General features: G+C 62.3%; 18 protein-coding genes. 13 read left to right on the forward strand and 5 right to left on the reverse strand.

Going from position 1 to position 19,392, the window contains the following annotated elements:
• Window positions 1–17: 17 nt before the first annotated feature.
• Window positions 18–911, reverse strand: a complete 894-nt coding sequence (gene argB / locus ACN9M3_RS01970) for an acetylglutamate kinase (RefSeq protein ID WP_090435962.1) — start codon at window positions 909–911, stop codon at window positions 18–20.
• 153 nt (window positions 912–1,064) lie between these two features.
• Here argB and ACN9M3_RS01975 point away from each other — a divergent pair, with 153 nt between their 5' ends.
• Together ACN9M3_RS01975 and ACN9M3_RS01980 are read left to right on the forward strand one after the other, a co-directional pair.
• Window positions 1,065–1,289, forward strand: coding sequence for a cysteine-rich CWC family protein (locus tag ACN9M3_RS01975; protein ID WP_426167050.1), 225 nt, complete (start codon window positions 1,065–1,067; stop codon window positions 1,287–1,289).
• Window positions 1,273–1,536: a SemiSWEET transporter gene (locus ACN9M3_RS01980; protein ID WP_426167052.1), complete on the forward strand. Its 264-nt coding sequence runs from the start codon at window positions 1,273–1,275 to the stop codon at window positions 1,534–1,536. The genes ACN9M3_RS01975 and ACN9M3_RS01980 overlap by 17 nt, the downstream gene beginning before the upstream one ends.
• On the opposite strand, the gene ACN9M3_RS01985 is transcribed toward ACN9M3_RS01980, so the two are convergent.
• Window positions 1,478–2,446: an extracellular catalytic domain type 1 short-chain-length polyhydroxyalkanoate depolymerase gene (locus ACN9M3_RS01985; RefSeq protein WP_426167054.1), complete on the reverse strand. Its 969-nt coding sequence runs from the start codon at window positions 2,444–2,446 to the stop codon at window positions 1,478–1,480. The genes ACN9M3_RS01980 and ACN9M3_RS01985 overlap by 59 nt on opposite strands.
• 108 nt (window positions 2,447–2,554) lie before the next feature.
• Between ACN9M3_RS01985 and ACN9M3_RS01990 the strand changes: the two genes are divergently transcribed.
• The 11 genes from ACN9M3_RS01990 to ACN9M3_RS02040 all read left to right on the forward strand — a co-directional run bounded on the left by ACN9M3_RS01990 (window position 2,555) and on the right by ACN9M3_RS02040 (window position 17,078).
• Window positions 2,555–2,779 (forward strand): DUF1289 domain-containing protein, encoded by a 225-nt coding sequence (locus ACN9M3_RS01990; protein WP_055927230.1) that lies wholly within the window; start codon window positions 2,555–2,557, stop codon window positions 2,777–2,779.
• Window positions 2,780–2,783: 4 nt separating this feature from the next.
• On the forward strand, window positions 2,784–3,692 hold the full coding sequence (locus tag ACN9M3_RS01995) for an MBL fold metallo-hydrolase (RefSeq protein WP_426167056.1): 909 nt from the start codon (window positions 2,784–2,786) through the stop codon (window positions 3,690–3,692).
• A gap of 124 nt (window positions 3,693–3,816) precedes the next feature.
• The gene (locus ACN9M3_RS02000) at window positions 3,817–5,397 is read left to right on the forward strand and encodes a hypothetical protein (protein WP_426320229.1); all 1,581 of its coding nucleotides are present in this window, start codon (window positions 3,817–3,819) and stop codon (window positions 5,395–5,397) included.
• Window positions 5,398–5,454: 57 nt separating this feature from the next.
• Complete coding sequence (locus ACN9M3_RS02005) at window positions 5,455–7,050, forward strand: DUF4139 domain-containing protein (RefSeq protein ID WP_426320231.1); 1,596 nt, start codon at window positions 5,455–5,457, stop codon at window positions 7,048–7,050.
• A gap of 10 nt (window positions 7,051–7,060) precedes the next feature.
• A complete protein-coding gene (locus ACN9M3_RS02010) occupies window positions 7,061–8,020 on the forward strand; it encodes an NAD(P)H-dependent flavin oxidoreductase (protein WP_426167062.1) in 960 nt (319 codons plus the stop codon).
• Between the two features lie 238 nt (window positions 8,021–8,258).
• Window positions 8,259–9,509, forward strand: coding sequence for an ABC transporter substrate-binding protein (locus ACN9M3_RS02015; protein WP_426320233.1), 1,251 nt, complete (start codon window positions 8,259–8,261; stop codon window positions 9,507–9,509).
• A 90-nt stretch (window positions 9,510–9,599) separates the two neighbouring features.
• Complete coding sequence (locus tag ACN9M3_RS02020) at window positions 9,600–12,203, forward strand: TonB-dependent receptor (protein ID WP_426320235.1); 2,604 nt, start codon at window positions 9,600–9,602, stop codon at window positions 12,201–12,203.
• A gap of 62 nt (window positions 12,204–12,265) precedes the next feature.
• Window positions 12,266–13,606: a glucose/galactose MFS transporter gene (gene gluP, locus ACN9M3_RS02025; RefSeq protein WP_426320237.1), complete on the forward strand. Its 1,341-nt coding sequence runs from the start codon at window positions 12,266–12,268 to the stop codon at window positions 13,604–13,606.
• Between the two features lie 32 nt (window positions 13,607–13,638).
• Window positions 13,639–14,967 carry an ABC transporter substrate-binding protein gene (locus ACN9M3_RS02030; RefSeq protein ID WP_426320239.1) on the forward strand — a complete coding sequence of 443 codons (1,329 nt, stop codon included), beginning with the start codon at window positions 13,639–13,641 and terminating at the stop codon, window positions 14,965–14,967.
• A complete protein-coding gene (locus tag ACN9M3_RS02035) occupies window positions 14,939–15,652 on the forward strand; it encodes a response regulator (RefSeq protein WP_426167072.1) in 714 nt (237 codons plus the stop codon). Before ACN9M3_RS02030 ends, ACN9M3_RS02035 begins: the two co-directional genes overlap by 29 nt.
• Entirely contained in the window at window positions 15,645–17,078 is a 1,434-nt protein-coding gene (locus tag ACN9M3_RS02040; RefSeq protein ID WP_426167074.1) for an ATP-binding protein, read from the forward strand. The genes ACN9M3_RS02035 and ACN9M3_RS02040 overlap by 8 nt, the downstream gene beginning before the upstream one ends.
• A 2-nt stretch (window positions 17,079–17,080) precedes the next feature.
• Here the strand turns inward: ACN9M3_RS02040 and ACN9M3_RS02045 are convergent, their stop codons facing one another.
• The 3 genes from ACN9M3_RS02045 to ACN9M3_RS02055 form a co-directional block, all read right to left on the reverse strand.
• On the reverse strand, window positions 17,081–17,662 hold the full coding sequence (locus ACN9M3_RS02045) for a hypoxanthine-guanine phosphoribosyltransferase (protein ID WP_426320241.1): 582 nt from the start codon (window positions 17,660–17,662) through the stop codon (window positions 17,081–17,083).
• Between the two features lie 95 nt (window positions 17,663–17,757).
• Window positions 17,758–19,014, reverse strand: a complete 1,257-nt coding sequence (locus ACN9M3_RS02050; RefSeq protein WP_426172095.1) for a phenylacetate--CoA ligase family protein — start codon at window positions 19,012–19,014, stop codon at window positions 17,758–17,760.
• Window positions 19,014–19,367, reverse strand: coding sequence for an MmcQ/YjbR family DNA-binding protein (locus tag ACN9M3_RS02055; RefSeq protein ID WP_426167078.1), 354 nt, complete (start codon window positions 19,365–19,367; stop codon window positions 19,014–19,016). The genes ACN9M3_RS02050 and ACN9M3_RS02055 overlap by 1 nt, the downstream gene beginning before the upstream one ends.
• Between the last annotated feature and the right edge of the window lie 25 nt (window positions 19,368–19,392).

Genomic DNA, 19,392 nt, shown 5'->3' on the forward strand with positions numbered 1-19,392 from the left:
GAAAACCGCCAAAAATTTTAGTGAGACCGGATCATAGTGCCAAAAGCCTGTTCGGTCAAGACTTCCAGCAGCAGGCTGTGTTCAATTCGCCCGTCGATGATGTGCACGGTGTTCACGCCGGACTTGGCAGCGTCCAGTGCGGAAGAGATTTTTGGCAGCATGCCGCCCGAAATCGTACCGTCGGCGAACATTTCGTCGATTTCGCGCGCCGACAGGTCGGTCACCAGGTTGCCGTTCTTGTCCTGCACGCCGGCGATGTTGGTCATCATGATCAGCTTTTCAGCTTTCAGGATCTCGGCGATCTTGCCGGCGACAACGTCAGCGTTGATGTTGTAAGCCTGGCCATCTTTACCGAAGCCGATCGGGGAAATAATTGGAATAAAGGCATCATCCTGCAGGGCTTTCACCACGGCCGGGTTGATCGCCTCGATCTCGCCGACGAAGCCGATGTCCAGGAATTCGCCTGGTTTTTCCTTGTCCGGCATGGCCATCTTGCGGGCGCGGATCAGGCCACCGTCCTTGCCGGTCAGGCCCACTGCCTGGCCGCCGTAGTGGTTGATCAGCATGACGATGTCCTGCTGCACTTCGCCGCCCAGCACCCACTCCACCACTTCCATGGTTTCTTCGTCGGTAATACGCATGCCCTGCACGAAGGTGCCTTGCTTGCCGATCTTCTTCAGCGCATTGTCGATCTGCGGACCGCCGCCGTGCACCACCACCGGGTTCATGCCCACCAGTTTCAGCAGGATCAGGTCGCGCGCGAAGCCGTGCTTCAGGCGCTCTTCGGTCATGGCATTGCCACCGTATTTGATAACGATGGTTTTGCCGTGGTAATTACGGATGTACGGCAGCGCCTCGGCCAGGATCTGAGCCTTGACTTGGGGCGTAACGCCGCTCAGGTCAGTGGACATATCCGGGTCGCGGGCAGGCAGGTTGGTCATGGCGGGGGTTCCAGAAAATTAGATTTAAGGTCAATGGTGCGCATTATAGGGCCAATCGAGTTGTAATTTACGGTTTGATCCGCTAGTCTGGCCATCTCCCTTACGCATGATTGCATTGATGATATGAGCACCTGTGAGCGTTGCGGCGTCGAGTTCCACTGCGCCATGGCCGATGCGCCAGCCGGGCAGAAGCCGACTGGCGCGCCGGGCGAGACGCCGTGCTGGTGCACTTTCCTGCCGCTTGCGATTCCGGTTCCCGGGGCCGATGCCGTCGGCTGCTGGTGTCCTGCCTGCCTGCGTGCCCATATCGCCTCCCTGGAAAACCGACCTGATGTTGCTTCAACCTGACCTGCTCGGCTTTATCGCAGCCTTCTGCACCACTTTCGCTTTTGTACCCCAAGTCCTGCTGGTTTGGCGCCAGCGTCATGCCGACGGCATCTCCACCGGCATGTACCTGATCTTCAGCTTTGGCGTGCTGCTCTGGCTGATTTATGGCCTGCAAACCAATGCCTGGCCAGTGATTATCGCCAACGGCATCACCCTGGTGCTGGCCCTGTGCGTGTTGGCGATGAAACTGCACTTTTCGCGGCGCTGAAGAAGCGCATCATCTCCCGGCTGGCATCCGGCCCGCGCGGGTCGGTGTAGCTGCCTTCCGCGCTACCGCCGGACCAGGCATGGCCGGCGCCGTGGATCACCCAGTGCTCTCCGAGAGGCGAGCCGTCTTCCAGCCAGTGCGCCTTCAGCGTGAAGGCGTGGCCGTCGGGTACCTGGCCTGCCAGCGTGGCCGGACTGGCCTGCTCGCCCAGCGGATGGCTGCGCAAGCCCTGCGCCAGCACTTCCTCGCCATTGGCGGGGTGCACGGTGCGGTCCTGGTCCCCGTGGAACACGATCACCGGCTGGCCCGCCGTCAGGGCCGCCTGCGCGCGGGCCGCGCCGCGCCGCATCGCCAGCAAGGCTGATGGCAGGTCGCGCGCTGCGGCGAAGGGCAGGCCCGAATGCACGCCCACGGCGGCAAACAGGTCCGGATACAGGGTGCCGGCGATGACCGCCATGGCGCCGCCAGCGGACAGGCCGGCGATGTAAACCTCGCTTTGCAGTACCGGATAGCGCGTCATGACGTCGCGCGTCATGGCGGCGATGATGGCGGGTTCGCCCTGGCCACGCTCCTGGTCCAGGGCGCTGAACCAGTTCCAACATCGGGTGTGGTTGGCGTCCGGCGTTTGCGCCGGGTATAGCACCAGGCAGCCGCGTTCTTCGGCCACCGCATTCATTTGCGTGCCGGCGGCAAAATCGTCGGGATCCTGCAAGCAGCCGTGCAGCATCACCAGCAACGGCATGGGCTGGCCTTCGTAACAGGATGGTACGTACAGCTTGTAACTGCGGTTGCCGGCGCGGCAATGGAAATCGCCGCCGATGAATTGCGGCTGGCCGGGGGCGACACGCCCGAGGCGGTGGCGCGCGAACTGGCCCAGCGCGCGGGAAAACCAATGGCGATCGAGCTTCATATGCACCTCGGAGGCTGGTTGGTCGGTTTGTCTCCTCGCCACTCCTTATTGTTCTGGTGCCCCATCAGTATATGGCCATTCCAGGCACTTTTGCCGCACTGCGGTAAAATGTCGGCCATGAGTACTGAACTGCCGCCAGGCGCGCCGGAACTGGCCACGCCCGTGCCATCACCCTGCATCAGCCTGTGCAAGATGAACCAGGACACTGGTTTTTGCGAAGGTTGCCTGCGCACCATTGACGAGATCGTCGCCTGGTCGCGTGCCGACGACGCATACAAGCGCGCCGTGTGGGCTGAGCTGCGCCGCCGTGAGCAACTGATCGACTTTGACTGACGCAATGAAGCTACACCCATCCATCCACGTTTTCGAACGCGGCTGGCTCTCGTCCAATAATGTCCTGCTGTTGGGCCGCCACGACGCTGCCATGATCGACAGCGGCTATGTCGCGCACAAACAGCAGACGCTCGACCTGGTGCGGCACGCCTTGCACGGCCGCCGCCTGGACCGGCTGTACACGACGCACCTGCATTCCGACCACTGCGGCGGCAATGCTGCGCTGCAGGCGCATTTCGGCTGCGACACCTATATCCCCGAGCCGGAAGCTGAAAAAGTACGTCACTGGGATGAAGACGCGCTCAGTTTCAAGGCAACCGGCCAGCAGTGCGAACGATTTTCCATCGACGGCGTGATTACCGCCGGCGAAACGCTGACGCTAGGCGACCTGGAATGGCAGGTGCTGGGTGCACCGGGACACCACGCCCACTCGGTGATCTTCTATTGCCCGTCCGAGAAGGTGCTGGTATCGGCCGACGCGCTGTGGCAAAACGGTTTCGGCGTGATCTTCCCCGAGCTCGAAGGCGAAGAAGGATTTGCGGAAGCCGCGGCCACGCTGGACGTGATCGCCGGACTGGATGTGAAAGCGGTTATCCCGGGCCACGGTGCGGTGTTCGAGGACGTGGAAGCCGCGCTGGCGCGCGCCCGCCGCCGCCTGGACTTCCTGTCGGCCGACCCCAAGCGTAATGCAGAATACGCGGTCAAGGTTCTGCTCAAATTCCTGCTGCTGGAGCGCCAAAGCATGCCGGTGGCCGACGTGGTGCCGCTGTTCGCCTCGATCCCGTTGATGCAGGCGATCGCCAGCCGCCACCTTGGTATGAGCACCGAACAATTGGCCGCGTGGGCCGTCAAACAACTGGTGCGCGCCTGCAGCGCACGCGTCGAGAACGACATCCTCCTCAACGACGGCTGACTTCGTGTCACACCATGGGGTCACACCCCGAGAGTGACACGGACTCTGCTAAGCAATAGTCGCGTTCGTGTCACACTTAGGGTGTGACCCCAAGGTGTGACACGGGCTCGGCTATACTGGTTGCATGAGCGCCCAATCCCCGCGTGTCCAGCATGTCAGGCAGGTTCTGTTATGGCCGTTGCGGCTGATGCCGCCAGATGGGGCCGAGCGCGCGCATGCGCGGCCCTGGGAATTTCTTGGGGCTGACTCGCCGTGGCGCGAGGTCACTTCGGCGCAGGACGCCAGCGCGGCCTTCCAGGAGCGCTACTACACAGAATTCGTCAGCTTCCTGCCCTATGTGCAGCGTTTCCTGTTTGGCGCTGGCCAGCGCCGCATCTTCCGCCGCAAGGATATCGCCAAGGTACGCGTGACCACGCAGGCCGGCGTCGAGCCTCGCGTGCTGGATGTGCACAATCTCTGCCTGCATTTTTTCTTCGACGTCGACATCGTGCTGCTGGTGATGGAGGTCGGCGCCAACGACCTGCCTTTCGACGATGCACAGGATTTGCTGTACCGCTTCGGCCGCGCCTACCCTGCCGGCTGGGATGACGCCGGTAACGCGCTGCATTGCATGCATGGCGTCGAATGGCTCGATGCCCACGGCCGCCTGCTGGTGCGATCCGATGCGCAGGAGCGGCAAGCCTTCATCGACCAGGTAGTGCGCCACCAGGCGCCGCGTATTGCTTCACACTGGCGCTACTTGCTGGAACCGATGGAGCCCGATGCGCCCGGAGCTACGGCGGCGTTGCGCTACCGCCAGGTGGAGTACTACCGCATGCCGATGATGGCCTACCTTGCCGTCGACCGGCCGAGCGAGCTTTCGCCGTCGGACTTTGCGGCCCTGGGCACGATGGCCGGTACTTCGTCCGCTCCTGCCGATGCTCAGCGCACGCAGTCGGACGGTGTCGACCGCCGCTTTTTCTATGACCGTTTCTGGTGCAATGGCGGCGCCGCGCCTTACACGCGGTATATCTGCAGCGGTTATGCCCTGGTCGTGGTGGGCGACGCGGCTTCGCAATTCTTCTGCTGCAAGGAGCGCGGCGTGCTGTCGCAGTTCCGGCACCAGCACTTCCTGCTGTTCATGATCGCCCACCTGCAGAAGGCATCCCTGCTGATGTTTTCCGACCGCCTGGCGGAGGCGCTGACGCAATTGCAGGTGACGGATGCCGACAGTGTGCGTTCTTTCAAGCGTCGCATCCGTTACGCCTTCGAGAGCTTCCTGCGATTCACGCACCGCTACTGGTTCACCGAAATCTCGGACCAGCAGCAGATCCGCGCGCTGTTCCGCATGTGCGGCCAGCACCTCGACATCGAGCGTGCTTACGTGGAAGTCAAAACCCGTGTGGCCGACATGAACGGCTACCTGGAAGCGGACAGCCTGCGGCGCCAGGCCAATACCGTTGTGCGCCTGACGGTCGTCACCATCTTCGGCATGATCGGCACCATCACTACCGGCTTCCTTGGCATGAATCTTCTGGCGGAAGCCGATGCGCCAATGTCGCGCCGCGTATGGATCTTCGGCTCGGTGTTCGTCATCACTACCGCGCTCACCGTGTACACGATGGCGAAGTCCAAGCGCCTGTCCGACTTCCTCGATGCGCTGTCCGACGAACGCCTGTCGGTGTGGACCAAGGTAAAGGCCTTGCTCGGGGTGTGGCGTTCTTAAATTGACAATATTTCATGCGCGCTGCAAGATCAGGTTTTATATCGCCTGTGAGCCTTCATGAAGCCAAGCCGTATCGCCACCGCTGTAGCCCTTTGTTTCTCCCTGTCGGGATTTGCCTGCGCCAGCGACGCGCCGATTACGCGCGTGACCCTGTATTCCGGGACCGCCACCGTGGAGCGCCAAGCCCAGGTTGCCCCTGGCATGAAGGAATTGGAGATCACCGGTTTGCCGGCCAATTTCGATGCGCACACGCTGCGCATCCAGGCTTCCCCGGGCGTGCAGGTCGGCCAGATCGTGACGCGCGACGTGGGACAGGCGGAAGCAGTCAGCCCGCGCGAAGCGGAGCTGGAAGCGAAATTGCAGGCGCTGGAAGACAGCCGTGACCTGCTGAACGTGGAGATTGAGTCGTCCGTGCTGGTGAAAAACTACCTGTCCAAGCTGAATGGTGGCGAGAATACCTCGACCCCGGTCGACGGCAAGTCTCTCGGTGCCGCGGTCGACACGATCAAGCGCGGCGGCCGTGAAGCCTTGGCGCAGATCCAGCGCAGCCAGATCCAGCTGCGCGAGATCGACAAGAAAATAAAGACGGTACAGCGCGAACTGGAGAAGGTGCGTAGCGGGGCGCGCGACCAGCGCAGCATTACCATTGCCGTCGCGGCGCAGCAAGCTGGCAGTGTCCAGCTTTCCTATCAGGTCAATCGTGCGGGCTGGAAGCCGGCTTACCGTGCCTCTCTGAACTCCACGACGTCCACCATCGAACTGGAACGCATGGCGGTAGTTGCGCAGAAGTCCGGCGAGGACTGGAGCAGCGTCGAAATGCGCCTGTCGACCGGCCAGCCGCGTCTTTCGCCGCAGGCGCCCGAGCCTGTGCCGCAGCGCCTGACCTACTATCCGCCAAGGCCGCCGCAGCAGCACAACTATGGTGCTGCGCCGGAAGCTCCGATTGCAGCGGCCCCGGCTCCCGTGATGGTCACTGGCAGCCGCATAGCCCAGGATACTTTCATCCCACCTGTGCTGGAAACGCAGGGCACGTTCGATACGGAATTCGCTGTTCCCAACCGCGTCACCCTGGCATCCGACGGCCGCGAAATCACGCTGGCCCTGTCGACCCTGAAGGTCGCCGCCAAGCAGCGCGTGCGTGTGGTTCCCCGCCAGGAGAAATTCGCCGTGATAACGGCGGAAGCCGAGCGTCCTTCCGGCGTCTGGCTGAACGGGAATATCCAGTTATTCCGCGATGGCGGTTATGTCGGCGCTACCCATTGGAACACCCAAGCGTCGGACAAGCTGGCGCTGTCCTTCGGCCGCGATGACCTGGTGCGCGTCACGGTGGATCGCGCCGACCAGCAGTCGGGCAGCCGCGGATTCCTGTCGCAGCGCGGCGAACAGCAGGTGGCGGACGTGTTCACGATCAGCAGCTTCCACAAGACGCCGGTCGACTTGCTGGTGCTGGAATCGACGCCTGTCAGCGCGTCGGAAGAGATCAAGGTGAAACAGGTGTTCTCGCCGCAGCCTGGGATTGCGGCGTGGGAGCAGCGCCAGGGCGTGGTGGGTTGGGAAAAAACCATGGCGCCAAATGAGACCATGAAGATCAACGTCGGCTACAGCATCACGTATCCGAAAGAGGGTACAGTAGGCGGCATGCAAAATTTCTGAGGCCAACGCCATGACACTACCAGCCGCATTGCAGCACCTGGCCCTGCCAGTCATCGCTTCCCCCATGTTCATCGCCAGTGGCCCTGCGCTGGTGGCAGCCCAGTGCAAGGCGGGTATCGTCGGCTCCTTCCCTGCACTGAATGCGCGGCCGAAGGAATTGCTTGATACCTGGCTGACGGACCTGCAAAAGGAACTGGCCGACTACCAGGCCGCCAACCCCGGCGTGCGCGTGGGCCCGATCGCGGTCAACCAGATCGTCCACCATTCCAACGAACGCCTGGAGCACGATGTGGAAGTATGCGTGCGCCACAAGGTGCCGATCATCATTTCCTCGCTGCGCGCGCCGCCTGTGGAAATGTTGGATGCTATCCACAGCTACGGCGGCATCGTGCTGCATGACGTGATCAATATCCGCCACGCGCAGAAGGCCTTGGAGGCGGGTGTGGATGGCCTGATCTTGGTCGCCAGCGGCGCGGGCGGCCATGCCGGGACGCTGTCGCCGTTTGCGCTGGTGGGCGAAGTGCGGCGCTTCTTCGACGGTCCGCTGGCGCTGTCCGGATCGATCGCGACCGGCGACGCGGTGCTGGCCGCGCAGGCGATGGGGGCGGACTTCGCCTACGTCGGTTCGCGTTTCCTGGCCACGCAGGAGTCGAACGTTACCGAGGACTATCGCGAAGCCATTATCGAATCGTCGGCGGCGGACGTGGTTTACACCAACCTGTTCACAGGCGTGCATGGCAACTACCTGAAAAAGTCCATCGTTGCGGCGGGGCTTGATCCGGAAAACCTGCCGGAATCGGACAAGTCGAAAATGAGCTTCAACAGCGGCACAGCCAAGGCATGGCGCGATATCTGGGGCGCTGGCCAGGGTGTCGGCTTGATGCACGATGTGCCGACTACCGCCGAACTGGTGGAGCGAATGACGGCAGAATACAACGCTGCGCGCGCTCGCCTGCAACTCCGCACGTAATAAATGCGCGCGTTTCGTAATGTTTTGTAAGCGCCCATGACAAGGCGTGAACGCAATCACCGGGCTGCGGCCGCTGTTCTGTAAAGTTTTGTAAGCACTGCCGCAGTTCTTCTGCAAAATCCTCATAAAAATCAATGGTTTGTGAATGGCGTCCGTACGCGAGGGCGTCGCTGGTGTCACATTTTTCACGGTGTTAGCATGAATTTACTGATCGACAGCACCCCGTGGAGAAGCCGCCGTGCCAACCAGCCGTATCCTGCGAGCCGCACTAGTCCTGGCGCTGATTTGCACCAGCGCCGCACGCGCCGGCACCCTGGTACTGGAGAGCTGGCGGGTTGACGACAAGGCCCTGTGGGAAACCGTGCTGCTTCCCGCGTTCGAACGCAAGCACCCGGGTATTTCGGTAAAGTTCTCGCCCACCGCTCCCACCGAGTACGACACCAGCCTGGCCGCCCGCTTAGGCAACGGCACCGCAGGCGATATGCTGGCCTGCCGTCCCTTCGACACCTCGTTGCTGCTGTATCGCCGTGGCTATCTGGAAAAGCTGAACGGCAAGGCAGGGATGGAGAACTTCGCATCTGGTTCGCTGGTCGCCTGGCAGACGGACGATGGCAAGGATACTTTCTGTATGCCGGTCGCCTCCGTGATCCACGGCTTCCTGTACAACAAGAAGATCTTCAGGAAGCTGGGCCTGCAGCCGCCCGCGACGGAAGCGGAATTCTTCAACGTGCTGGATGCCGTTCGCAAGAGCCAGTACGCGCCGCTGGCGCTGGGCACAGCCGACGAATGGTTGTCCAGCCAGACCGTGTTCACCAATATCGGCCCGAATTACTGGGGCGGCGAGCAAGGCAGGCGTGCGCTGATCGCTGGCAAGGCCAAATTCACCGACGCGCCCTTCGTTGCGGCCTTCGAGTTCGAGGCGCGCCTGGCAGCCTACATGCCCAAATCGGCGCCGGTGCAGACTTACCGCGATGCCCAACTGCTGTTCGCCCAGGGCGGCGCCGCAATATATCCGGCCGGCTCGTGGGACATCTCCTATTTCAACCAGTTTCCCGACCTTGAGCTGGGCGTATTCGCGCCACCGGTGCAGCAGGCGGGCGACCGCTGCCAGATTTCCGACCACATGGACATCGGCATCGGCATCAATCGCAAGTCGCGCAACAAGGCTGACGCCTACAAGTTCCTGGCCTGGCTCGGCTCCCAGGAATTTGCGGACCTGTACACCAACCGCGTGATCGGCTTTTTCACGCTATCGAATCACCTGATCGCAGTCCGCGACCCGCTGGCCAAGCAGATGGCCGCCTGGCGCACGACATGCGATTCGAACTTCCGCCTGAACGCGCTGATCATGAACCGCGGCTTGCCGAATATGGAAAGCGAGCTTTGGTCGGTAAACGCGCAGGTCCTGAACGGAAAGCTGGGCGCGCGCGAAGCGGCGGCGCGCATCCAGAACGGTTTTGCGAAGTGGTATCTGCCACAGCAGGAATGATCACACTCCCCCAAGCAGTGTGTTGGCCCCGGCATGGGGAGTATGCCGGGGAATTTTTTGCAGCGCTTTAGAGACGATAAGGAAAAAGAAATGAACGGAGCACCGCTAGGAAGGAAGAAACTACCGCAGTTGATCGCGCTGATGTTCGGCACGCTGGCACTGCATAACGTGCAGGCACAGTCTGCGGAGGGCACCGACACCCTGCAGTCTGTGGAAGTTCGCGGCATTCGCGAAACGCTGAAGCGCAACCTGGCCGAGAAGCGCGATGCGCTGAATGTGGTGGATTCCGTCACGGCGGAGGACCTGGGCAAGTTCCCCGACAAAAACGTGGCCGACTCCCTGCAGCGTATCCCTGGCATCTCGGTCGACCGTACCTGGGGCGAAGGCCGCGATATCTTTGTGCGCGGTACCGACAAGAACCTGAACATGACGCAGTTGAACGGCCAATCGGTGGCATCGGCCTACTGGTGGAAAAACGATGCGCAAAGCCGCGGTTTCAACTACGACATCCTGCCGTCCGAACTGGTGGGCAGCCTCGATGTCTTCAAGAGCCCTTCGGCCGATCTTGATGAAGGCAGCATTGGCGGCCTGGTGATCGTCCGCACGCGCAAGCCGTTGCAATTCAAGAAGCCCTTCACCGCGCAAGCCTCGGCGGAAGCGACCTACAGTGAGCTGCCGAAGAAAACCGACCCGCAGTTTTCCGGCTTGGTGAACTGGGTTAACGAAGCCAAGACCTTCGGCGTGCTGGTTGCCCTGAGCCGCCAGGAGCGCACGATGCGCCGCGACGGCCTGGAAAACTTCACCGACGCGACCAAGTACAACATCGTCGACCAGAATGGCGTGGTTACCCCGAACGCATACGCCTCCTGGGGCGGCGGCACGCCGATCTTCCGCCAGGATCGCGAGCGCACCACCGGCAATATCACCCTGCAACTGCGCCCGACCCCGCAATCCGACATATCGCTGAATTACCTTAATTCCGATATGAAGATGGATAACAGCAACCAGAACTACCTGTGGCAGATCGGCGGCCTGGCTGACGCGAACAACAATATTCGTGTGGATAACCCGCGTTTTATCAACAACTCGGACGGCGGCAAGTCCGTGGTGGGAGGCACCGTGGGCCCGGTGAATGGCGTGTCGTTCGAGCCGATCTACCGCGAAGCTTATGTGAAGTCCAAGGTTCTGGACCTGGAAGGCAGCTACGACGGAGACAACTGGAGGCTCCATGCGCAGACCGGCACGACTTCCGGTTCCGGCGGCAGCAAGCATGACCGCAACTTCTGGTTCACCGGGAACACCCGCGCTACGATCAATATCGCGCCGGACACCTACGAGGTGAAATACCTCGACATGAGCCCACTCGACCCCACCAAGCTGACGCTGCAGAGCGCGCGCGACTGGATTCGCCGCATGGAGAGCAAGGAGAACTACGGTCAGGCCGACCTGACCTTCGACCTGGAAAATCCTTACATCAAGTCGGTGAAGGTAGGCCTGAAGTACCGCGACAACAAGGTGCAGAACCGCCGCACCATCGGTACCGTCGGCCCGGGCAGCGTGGGCTGGATTCCTTACACCCTGGCCGACCTCTCCACCGGCGCGTCGCCGATGATCAGCCAGGAGGCCGCAACGGCGGGCTCACTGACCCAGTTCGCCTGGGTGGACGATGCCCTGGCCGCAAGCAAAGGCTTCGCCATGTACGACAAAGGCATGGTCTACAAGGAGGCGAAGGGCGAGTACTACCGTATCCAGGAGAAGATTTCGGCCGCATACGTGCGCGCCGACTACGCCTTCGATAAATGGCGCGGCGACTTCGGCGTACGACTGGTGCGCACGAAACAGACCTCGGATGCCTACCAGGACCTGGACGGCACCGGCAACTATGTGCTGGGCAGCGTAGGCCGCAGCTACACTGACGCACTGCCGAACATCAACGTGGTGTACGACTTCCGCAAGGACCTGCTGCTACGCGCCGCCGCTTCGCGCGTGATGGCCCGCAACACCTTCAGCGACCTGAGTGCCAGCACGGAGGTCAGTGGCACCACCAATGCCGCCACCGCAGGCAATCCGCTGCTCAAGCCTTACCACGCCAACCAATTCGAGATTGGCGCGGAGTGGTATTTCGCCGATGCGTCGCTGCTGTCGGCAACCGCCTTCGCCAAGCAACTCGATACCTTCATTTACACCTCGACGGCGATGGAGAACGTGGCAGGCGTGCAGCGTCCGGTAACCCGCCCGCACAATGCCGACAATGGCGCAAAGGTCAACGGCCTGGAAATCCAGTGGCAGCAGGCGTTTGGCAGCAGCGGCTTCGGCACTGTGGTCAACTTCACCTACACCGACGCCAAGACCGGCGCGGTGGCGGGCGGGCGCAAGCTGAATGTCATCGGCAATTCGAAGAACCAGATGAATGCCAGCGTGTTCTACGAGAAGAACAGCTACAGCGTGCGCCTGTCGTACAACTACCGCTCCAAGTCCTACGGTGGCCTGGACCAAGGCGGCCAGGACGTGACCAGCGCCTACGGCCAATGGGATGCCACCGCCAACTGGGATATCACCCCTCAGTTGAGCATCTTCGCCAGCGCCGTGAATATCGGCAATGAGCTGATCCGCACCAACACCACCGACGGCTTGCCGGTCGGCGTGTACGAAAACGGCGCGCGCTATAGCGTCGGCCTGCGCGGCAAGTTCTGATCTGCCGCAACGCCCCCTCCTGCCCGGGAGGGGGCTTCTTCATCCTCGCCCTTCGGATTCACATGCACAAAGAACAGACCCTCGAGATGGCCGGCGCACAAGCCGTCCCTGGCGCCGGCAGCGTGGCGGTAGCCATGACTTTCATTGGCCTGATGTTTTTCATCCTTGGCTGCGCGACATGGCTGAACGGATCGCTGATCCCCTTTCTCAAGATCGCCTGCGACCTGAACAACTTCCAGTCGTTATGGGTCACGTTTGCGTTCTACATTGCCTACACCTTAATGGCGCTACCTTCTGCCGTGGTGTTGCGCCGTACTGGCTACCGCACCGGCATGTCGATCGGCCTCGCGGTCATGGCCTTCGGCGCGGTGTTGTTCATCCCGGCCGCGCGCGCGGCCTCTTATCCGCTGTTTCTGCTGGCGCTGTTTACCCTGGCCAGCGGCATGACACTGATGCAGACGGCGATCAACCCTTACATCGTCTGTATCGGCGCACGCGAGAGTGCTGCGACCCGCATCAGCATCATGGGCCTGTTCAACAAGACGGCGGGCGTGCTGGTACCGCTGGCATTCAGCGGAATGATGCTGTCCGACTTCGGCAGCTACTCGGACGCGACGCTGGCCGCCATGAGCGCGCCGGATGCGGCGCTGCTGCGCAGCCAGCTCGCGCAACGGCTGGTGCTGCCGTACGGCTTGATGGCTGTGGGTCTGCTGGCGATGGCTGTTATCGTGCGCCTTGCGCCACTGCGTGAAATTCCTGGGCAGCAGGCCAGTGGCGATGAAGGCACTTCCCGCTGGGGGGTGCTGCAGTTCCCGCAACTGGTTCTGGGTGCGCTGGCGCTGTTCGTCTATGTCGGTGTGGAAGTGATTGCGGGCGATACCATTGGCCTGTACGGACATAGCCTGCATGTGGAGAAATTCGGCATTCTCACTTCCTACACCATGGGCTTCATGGTGGCCGGCTATATCGTCGGCATTGTGGCGATTCCCCGCTGGCTGTCGCAGAAACAGGCGCTTTTGCTGTCCGCGGTGAGCGGGATCGCGTTTTCCTTCTGCGTTATCCAGGGTTCGGCCACTGGCAGCGGCTTGTCGCAAGCCTTGTTGGGCGTATTCGGTGTGCCGGCGGTACCGGACACGGTGATGTTCCTCGCCATGCTGGGCTTCGCCAACGCGCTGGTATGGCCGGCAATCTGGCCGCTGGCGCTGGAAGGCCTGGGGCGCTATACCGCCAGCGGCTCGGCCCTGCTGATCATGGGGATCGCGGGCGGCGCTCTGTTGCCGATGCTGTATGGGCACCTTTCCGACCTCTCAGGTTCGCAGGCTGCATACTGGCTGCTGCTGCCATGCTACGCCCTGATCCTGTTCTATGCCGTAAAAGGACACAAAATGACTTCATGGAGATAGAATTGCCGGATCGTTATCTGCTGGAGTAGTAGGTGCACAAGTCCCACCGGCGTTTGCAGATCGCGCGCCTGGCGCGCCTGCTATCACTTCCCCTGATGCTGATGTCATTGGCCGCCGAGGCGGCGGCGCCTTCCTTGCAGGTGCTGCATTGGTGGACTTCGGCCGGGGAGCGCCACGCCGCCAATGTATTGGCGGCGCGCCTGGGGGATGAAGGCGTCGCCTGGCAGGATGCGGCAATTCCCGGCGGCGCGGGCCTTGGGGCAGGCAAGGTCCTGCGCAGCAGGGTCCTGGCTGGCAATGCACCGGATGCGACGCAGATCATCGGCGTCTCGATCGGCGAGTGGGCGGAACTGGGCCTGCTGCTTGAGCTGGATAGCGTCGCCAACTCCGGCAACTGGAACAAGGCGCTTTTCCCCACTGTGCGCGAGCTGGTTCGTCATCGCGGCCATGTAGTCGCGGCGCCGCTCGGCATTCATCGCATCAATACACTTTTCTACAATCGCAGGCTGCTCGAGCGCCTCAACTTGGCGCCGCCAACGACCTGGCCTGAACTCGAGAAGGCGGTGCACCGGCTGCGTGCCGCCGGCATTGCCCCGCTGGTGCAGAGCAGCGAGCCGTGGCAGGTGGCGACCCTGTTCGAAAACCTGTTGCTATTGACCGGCGGTCCTGAGTATTACCGCGAACTGTTCGTGCGCCAAAGTCCGCAGGCGGCCGTCGACCCGCGCCTGGCGCAGTCTTTGCAGCGACTGCGCAGCATGAAGAGCTGGATGCTCAGTCCGGCCGAAGAGCAGCCGTGGACCGAGGCTGTCAAGCGTTTCTCGCGTGGCGAGGCAGCAATGTTCGTGATGGGTGACTGGGCCAAGGCCGAACTGACTGAGCTGGGCCAGGAGATCGACACCGATTTTTCCTGCATCCCGCTGCCCGGCACGGACAACTATCACCTCTACAGCGTGGACACGCTGGCCATGTTCGTCAACGATTACACCCATCAAGCGGCGCAGGAAAAGCTGGCGAAGGCCGTGATGTCGCCGCTCGCACAACAGCAATACAGCGCTGCCAAGGGTTCGGTGCCGGTACGGCGCGACGCCAACCCGGCTGCGATGGACAGCTGCGCGCGCGCGTCGTGGCGCAGTTTCGCGCGAGGCACGGCTGCACAGGCGCCAAGCCTGGTGCACCGCATGGCGGCCGACGAGGAAAGCCGCGACGCCATCATCGCCGAGGTACATCGCTTCTACATGGATGATGCCGTGGCGCCGGCGGAAACGCAGCGCCGTCTGGCCGGTCTCCTGCGGACTTTGAATTTCCGCTCCCACAAACAGCAAGGAAGCCAACATGCCACGCAAGATACTGATCGTCGATGACGACCAAAAAACCCGGCTGCTGCTCAAGACCTACCTGGAGAAAAACCAGTATGAGGTGATCCTTGCCCACAACGGCGAGAGCTTCCTGGCCGAACTGCATGCACACGCCGAGCAATTGTCGCTGGTGATCCTCGATGTGATGCTGCCCGATACCGATGGCTTCGCGCTGTGCCGCATCGTGCGCCAGCGGTCCAACCTGCCGATCATCATGCTGACCGCCAGTTCCGACGAAACCGACCGCGTGGTAGGACTCGAGCTCGGAGCCGACGATTACATCGCCAAGCCATACAGCCCGCGCGAGCTGCTGGCGCGCATCAAGGCGATCCTGCGCAGGGCTGGCGCCGACCCGGCGCCTACCGTGCGTGCATACCACTTCAACGGCTTTACGCTGGACCTGGCGGAACGCACGGTGGTCGATAGCCAAGGCGTGCCGCTGGCGCTGACGGGACTCGACTTCCAGCTCCTCAAGTATTTCGTAGAACACCCCGGCACGGTGCTGGACCGCAGCGTGCTGTGCGAGGAAACGCGCGGGCGAGATGCCGGGCCGCTCGATCGTTCGCTGGACGTGCAGATCAGCCGCCTGCGCCTGCGCCTCAACGACGATGGCAAGCAACCGATGCTGATCAAGACGGTGCGCGGCGCAGGCTACGTGTTTTCCGCCACGGTGGCCGTAACCCATGCGTAGGCTGTGGCCGCAGTCGCTGCTGGCGCGGCTGTCGCTGGTGATGGTGGCAGGCTTGTTGTTGACGCAAGTGGCAGTGAGCTCGCTGTGGACCATGCAGCTGCGCGACAAGACGCGAGCGGACGTGAAATCGGCCGCGCAATACCTGGGGCAGGGCGCGGCCAGCTCAATCCGCTTTTTCCGCAGCTTGCCGCCAAGCTACCGCAACCTGCTGATCCAGCAATTCCGCGAAATGGGCGGCACGCGCTTCTACGTCGCACTGAACCGCGACGAGGTCGAGGTGCAGCCCATCGCGCCGAATGCGTTGGCGCAGGCGGCGCTCAGCACGCTGGAAACCACGCTGCGCAAGGACCTGGCCGGGGAAAACCCCCTGCGGCTCGACTTCGCCTGGCCCGAGCAGTTGACCGTGTCGCCCGACGGCGTGCGCGTCGGCGAGCTGCCGGAAGCGTGGGTGCGCCACATCCTGCTGCTCAAGCCCGATCCCGCGCCAATCCTGGTCATCCAGACGGAGCTTGAGCCGGGCAACTGGCTGTACCTCGCCACGTTGATGCCCAATCCCTATTTCCTGAACAATAATGATCCCCTGTCCTTGGACAAGCTGGTAGTGCAGGGCGTGTCGCTCGCGGTGCTGCTGCTGCTGTCCTTCCTTGTCGTTCGCTCGATCACGCGCCCGCTGGCTGCGCTGTCCGATGCAGCCGAAGCATTCGGCAAGGACGAACATGCCCCAGCCCTGCCGGAATCCGGCAGCCGGGAATTCGTCAACACAGCGCGCGCTTTTGGCGCCATGCGCGAGCGCATTGCCAAATACATCAGGGACCGCGAACGCCTGTTCATCTCCATCTCGCACGACTTGCGCACGCCGATCACGCGCTTGAAGCTGCGCGCCGAGCTGCTCGACGACGATGCCCTGCGCAACGAATTCGAAGAAGACCTGGATGAACTGGACATGATGGTCAAAGGCGCGCTGCAATGCGTAAAAGACAGCGATATCCACGAAAACCCGACCGAAGTGAAGCTGGACCCCCTGATCCGCCGCCTGGTGCGCAGCGCGCAACTTGCCGGTCACGATGTGGCGTACGACGAGAGCGGCATCGTCGTGCGCGGCAAGCCGCTGGCGCTCAAACGCGCGATTGGCAACTTGCTCGATAACGCCTTGTTTTACGGCGAGCGCGCGCAAATCAGCGTGCGTTCATTGGAAAGCTGGACGGAAATTGCGGTGCGCGACCACGGTCCCGGCGTGCCGGAAGAAGCGATACCCAGCTTGCTGGAGCCTTATGTGCGCCTGTCCCACGGCCGCGAACGCAATGATACGGGCATGGGACTGGGCCTCGGCATCGCCAAGGGAATAGTGGATGGCCATGGCGGCCAGCTAGTGCTGGCCAATCACCCGGACGGCGGCCTGAATGCGGTCATCCGGCTGCCGGCCTGAATTCAGCCTTTGCTCAGGTCTGCCGGATTGAGCGCCCACAGCCCCGGCAAGTTGCGCCAGTAGCCATAGGCATCCATGCCGAAGCCGACCACGAAGCGGTTCGGGATCGTGATGCCGATCAGGTCGGCCTTCACCGGCTTGGACTTGCCGATATCCTTGTCGCAGAAGACGGCGATGATGACTTCCTTGGCGCCCATTTCCAGCAAGCGTTCCTTGACGTGCGCCAGGGTCTCGCCTTCGTCAAGGATATCGTCCAGCACGATCACCGTGCGGCCGGAGACGGTCGGGCGAGGGACCACTTTCCACACCACTTTGCCGCCCTGGTCCTCGTCGCCGTAACGGCTGACGTGGATGTAGTCGAATTCGAGCGGAAAAGTCAGCTGCGGCAGGATGTTGCCGGTGAAGACAACAGCACCGCCCATCACCCCCAGTACCAGGGGAAACTCCTGCTTGGACGGATCGCCGAAACGGTCGTTCAGCGAGTCAGCCATGCGGCTGACTGCCGCCTGAACCGATTCCTTGTCGAAGAGTTCTTCGGCGTTCTTGAGGAGGGCGCGTGCGCGGTCGTGGTGAAAGTCTTGCATGATGTTTCTGAGGCAGGTCAAGAATGGCTCAATTATCCCGCCATTCCGCCGCCTGCCCTAGGAACAGTTGGATTTACGCCACACGCTGCGGCATCTCAACTGTAATCTCGCACATCGTCGATGATCTTGCCGTCATTCGGCAAACTGCCGCGCGGCGCGAAGCGTACTTCGCCGCGCAGTTTGGTGATGTCGCGGATCGTGGCGACGATGTCGCTGGCCTGGGCCTCCAGCGCGGGATCGTCGGTCTCGCAATGCAGCGTCATGACTTCGTCGGCGATCTTTCCCGAAACGACCAGGCGTGCCTTTCCCATGCCGGGATGGCGGCGTGCGATCTCGTGCACTTGCGACGGGTGGACAAACATGGCGCGCACCTTGGTCGTCTGGTCGGCGCGGCCCAGCCAGCCTTTGATGCGGGTGTTGGTACGGCCGCAAGGCGATGGTGCGCTATCCACCAGCACGGCCGACAAGTCGCCGGTGGCGAAGCGGATCAGCGGGTAGTCGGGGTTGAACAAGGTGACGACCACCTCGCCTACTTCACCCGGCGCTACCGGCTCGCCGGAGCCCGGACGGACGATTTCCAGCAGCACATCCTCGTCCAGCACCATGCCAGGATTGAGCTTGCCGTTGCTGCGCGTTTCGTAAGCGATGCTGCCGATGTCGGCGGAGGCATAGGTGGAAATCACCTCGGGCACGCCATGTTCGGCGAACCACTGGCGCAGCGATTCAGGCAGTGCTTCCGCGCCCATCATCGCGCGCTTCACGCTGCTGATGTCGGCGCCCATTTCGGCGGCCTTCTCGATGATGATCTTCAGGAAGGAGGGGGTGCCGATATAGGTATCCGGCTGCAGTTCCGCCATGGCCTGGACCTGCAACTCAGTCTGGCCCGCGCCGGCGGGGATCACCGTGCAGCCGATGCGCGCGGCGCCGCCTTCCACCATGAAGGCGGCGGGGGTGAAATGATAGGAGAAGCAATTCTGCACCAGGCAGCCGGGACGCACGCCGGTGGCGAACATGGGACGCGAGAAGCGCCACCAGTCGATCGAGCGGCCTTCGGGATCGAAGATGGGGCCGGGGGACATGAAGATGCGTCCCAGCTTGCCGGCCGGGGTGCTGTTCAGGCCCCCGAAGGGGCGTTCCTGCGCCTGCAGCCCCTTGAGGTCGGACTTGCGCGTCACAGGCAGTTGCGCCAGCGCTTCGCGGCTGTTGATGCGCGACGCATCGACGCCGGAAAGGATGCGCGCCCAGCCAGGCGCCGACTGTGCTTGCGCTACCAGCAGCGGCAGGCGCTCCATCAAATCGCGTTCGCGCTCGGCGTGCGGGCGCGTCTCGAGGCTGTCCAGGGTTTCGGCCATCATGCCGCTCCTTCAATCTCGCGTTGCAGTTTCTTGGTCAATTTTGCGAATACCAGCTCGTGCGAGCGCTTGAGCAGCGCTTTCGCTTCCGCGTCCGGTAGCTTGGAAAGGTCCTGCACCATCACCCATTTGGCGCGCGCCAGGTATGGTGCAGGAATGATGCCTTCGCGGTCCGTCAGTTCCAGGAAGCGGTCTTCATCCACCTTGAAGCTGATTGCTTTCGCTTTGTCTTTTGCGTCCATTGCAGCAAACATCTTTTCGCCCACCGAGAACACCAGGTTGCATTCCCATTTGATGTCTTCGGTGGCGCCAGGCAGGGTGCGGCAGAACTCTTTTGCTTTGGTTATGTTCATTTTAGTCAGCGGTCGCCAGGTGCCA

The sequence above is a fragment of the Pseudoduganella sp. R-43 genome, assembly GCF_049913255.1.
Taxonomy (GTDB): Bacteria; Pseudomonadota; Gammaproteobacteria; order Burkholderiales; family Burkholderiaceae_D; genus Rugamonas.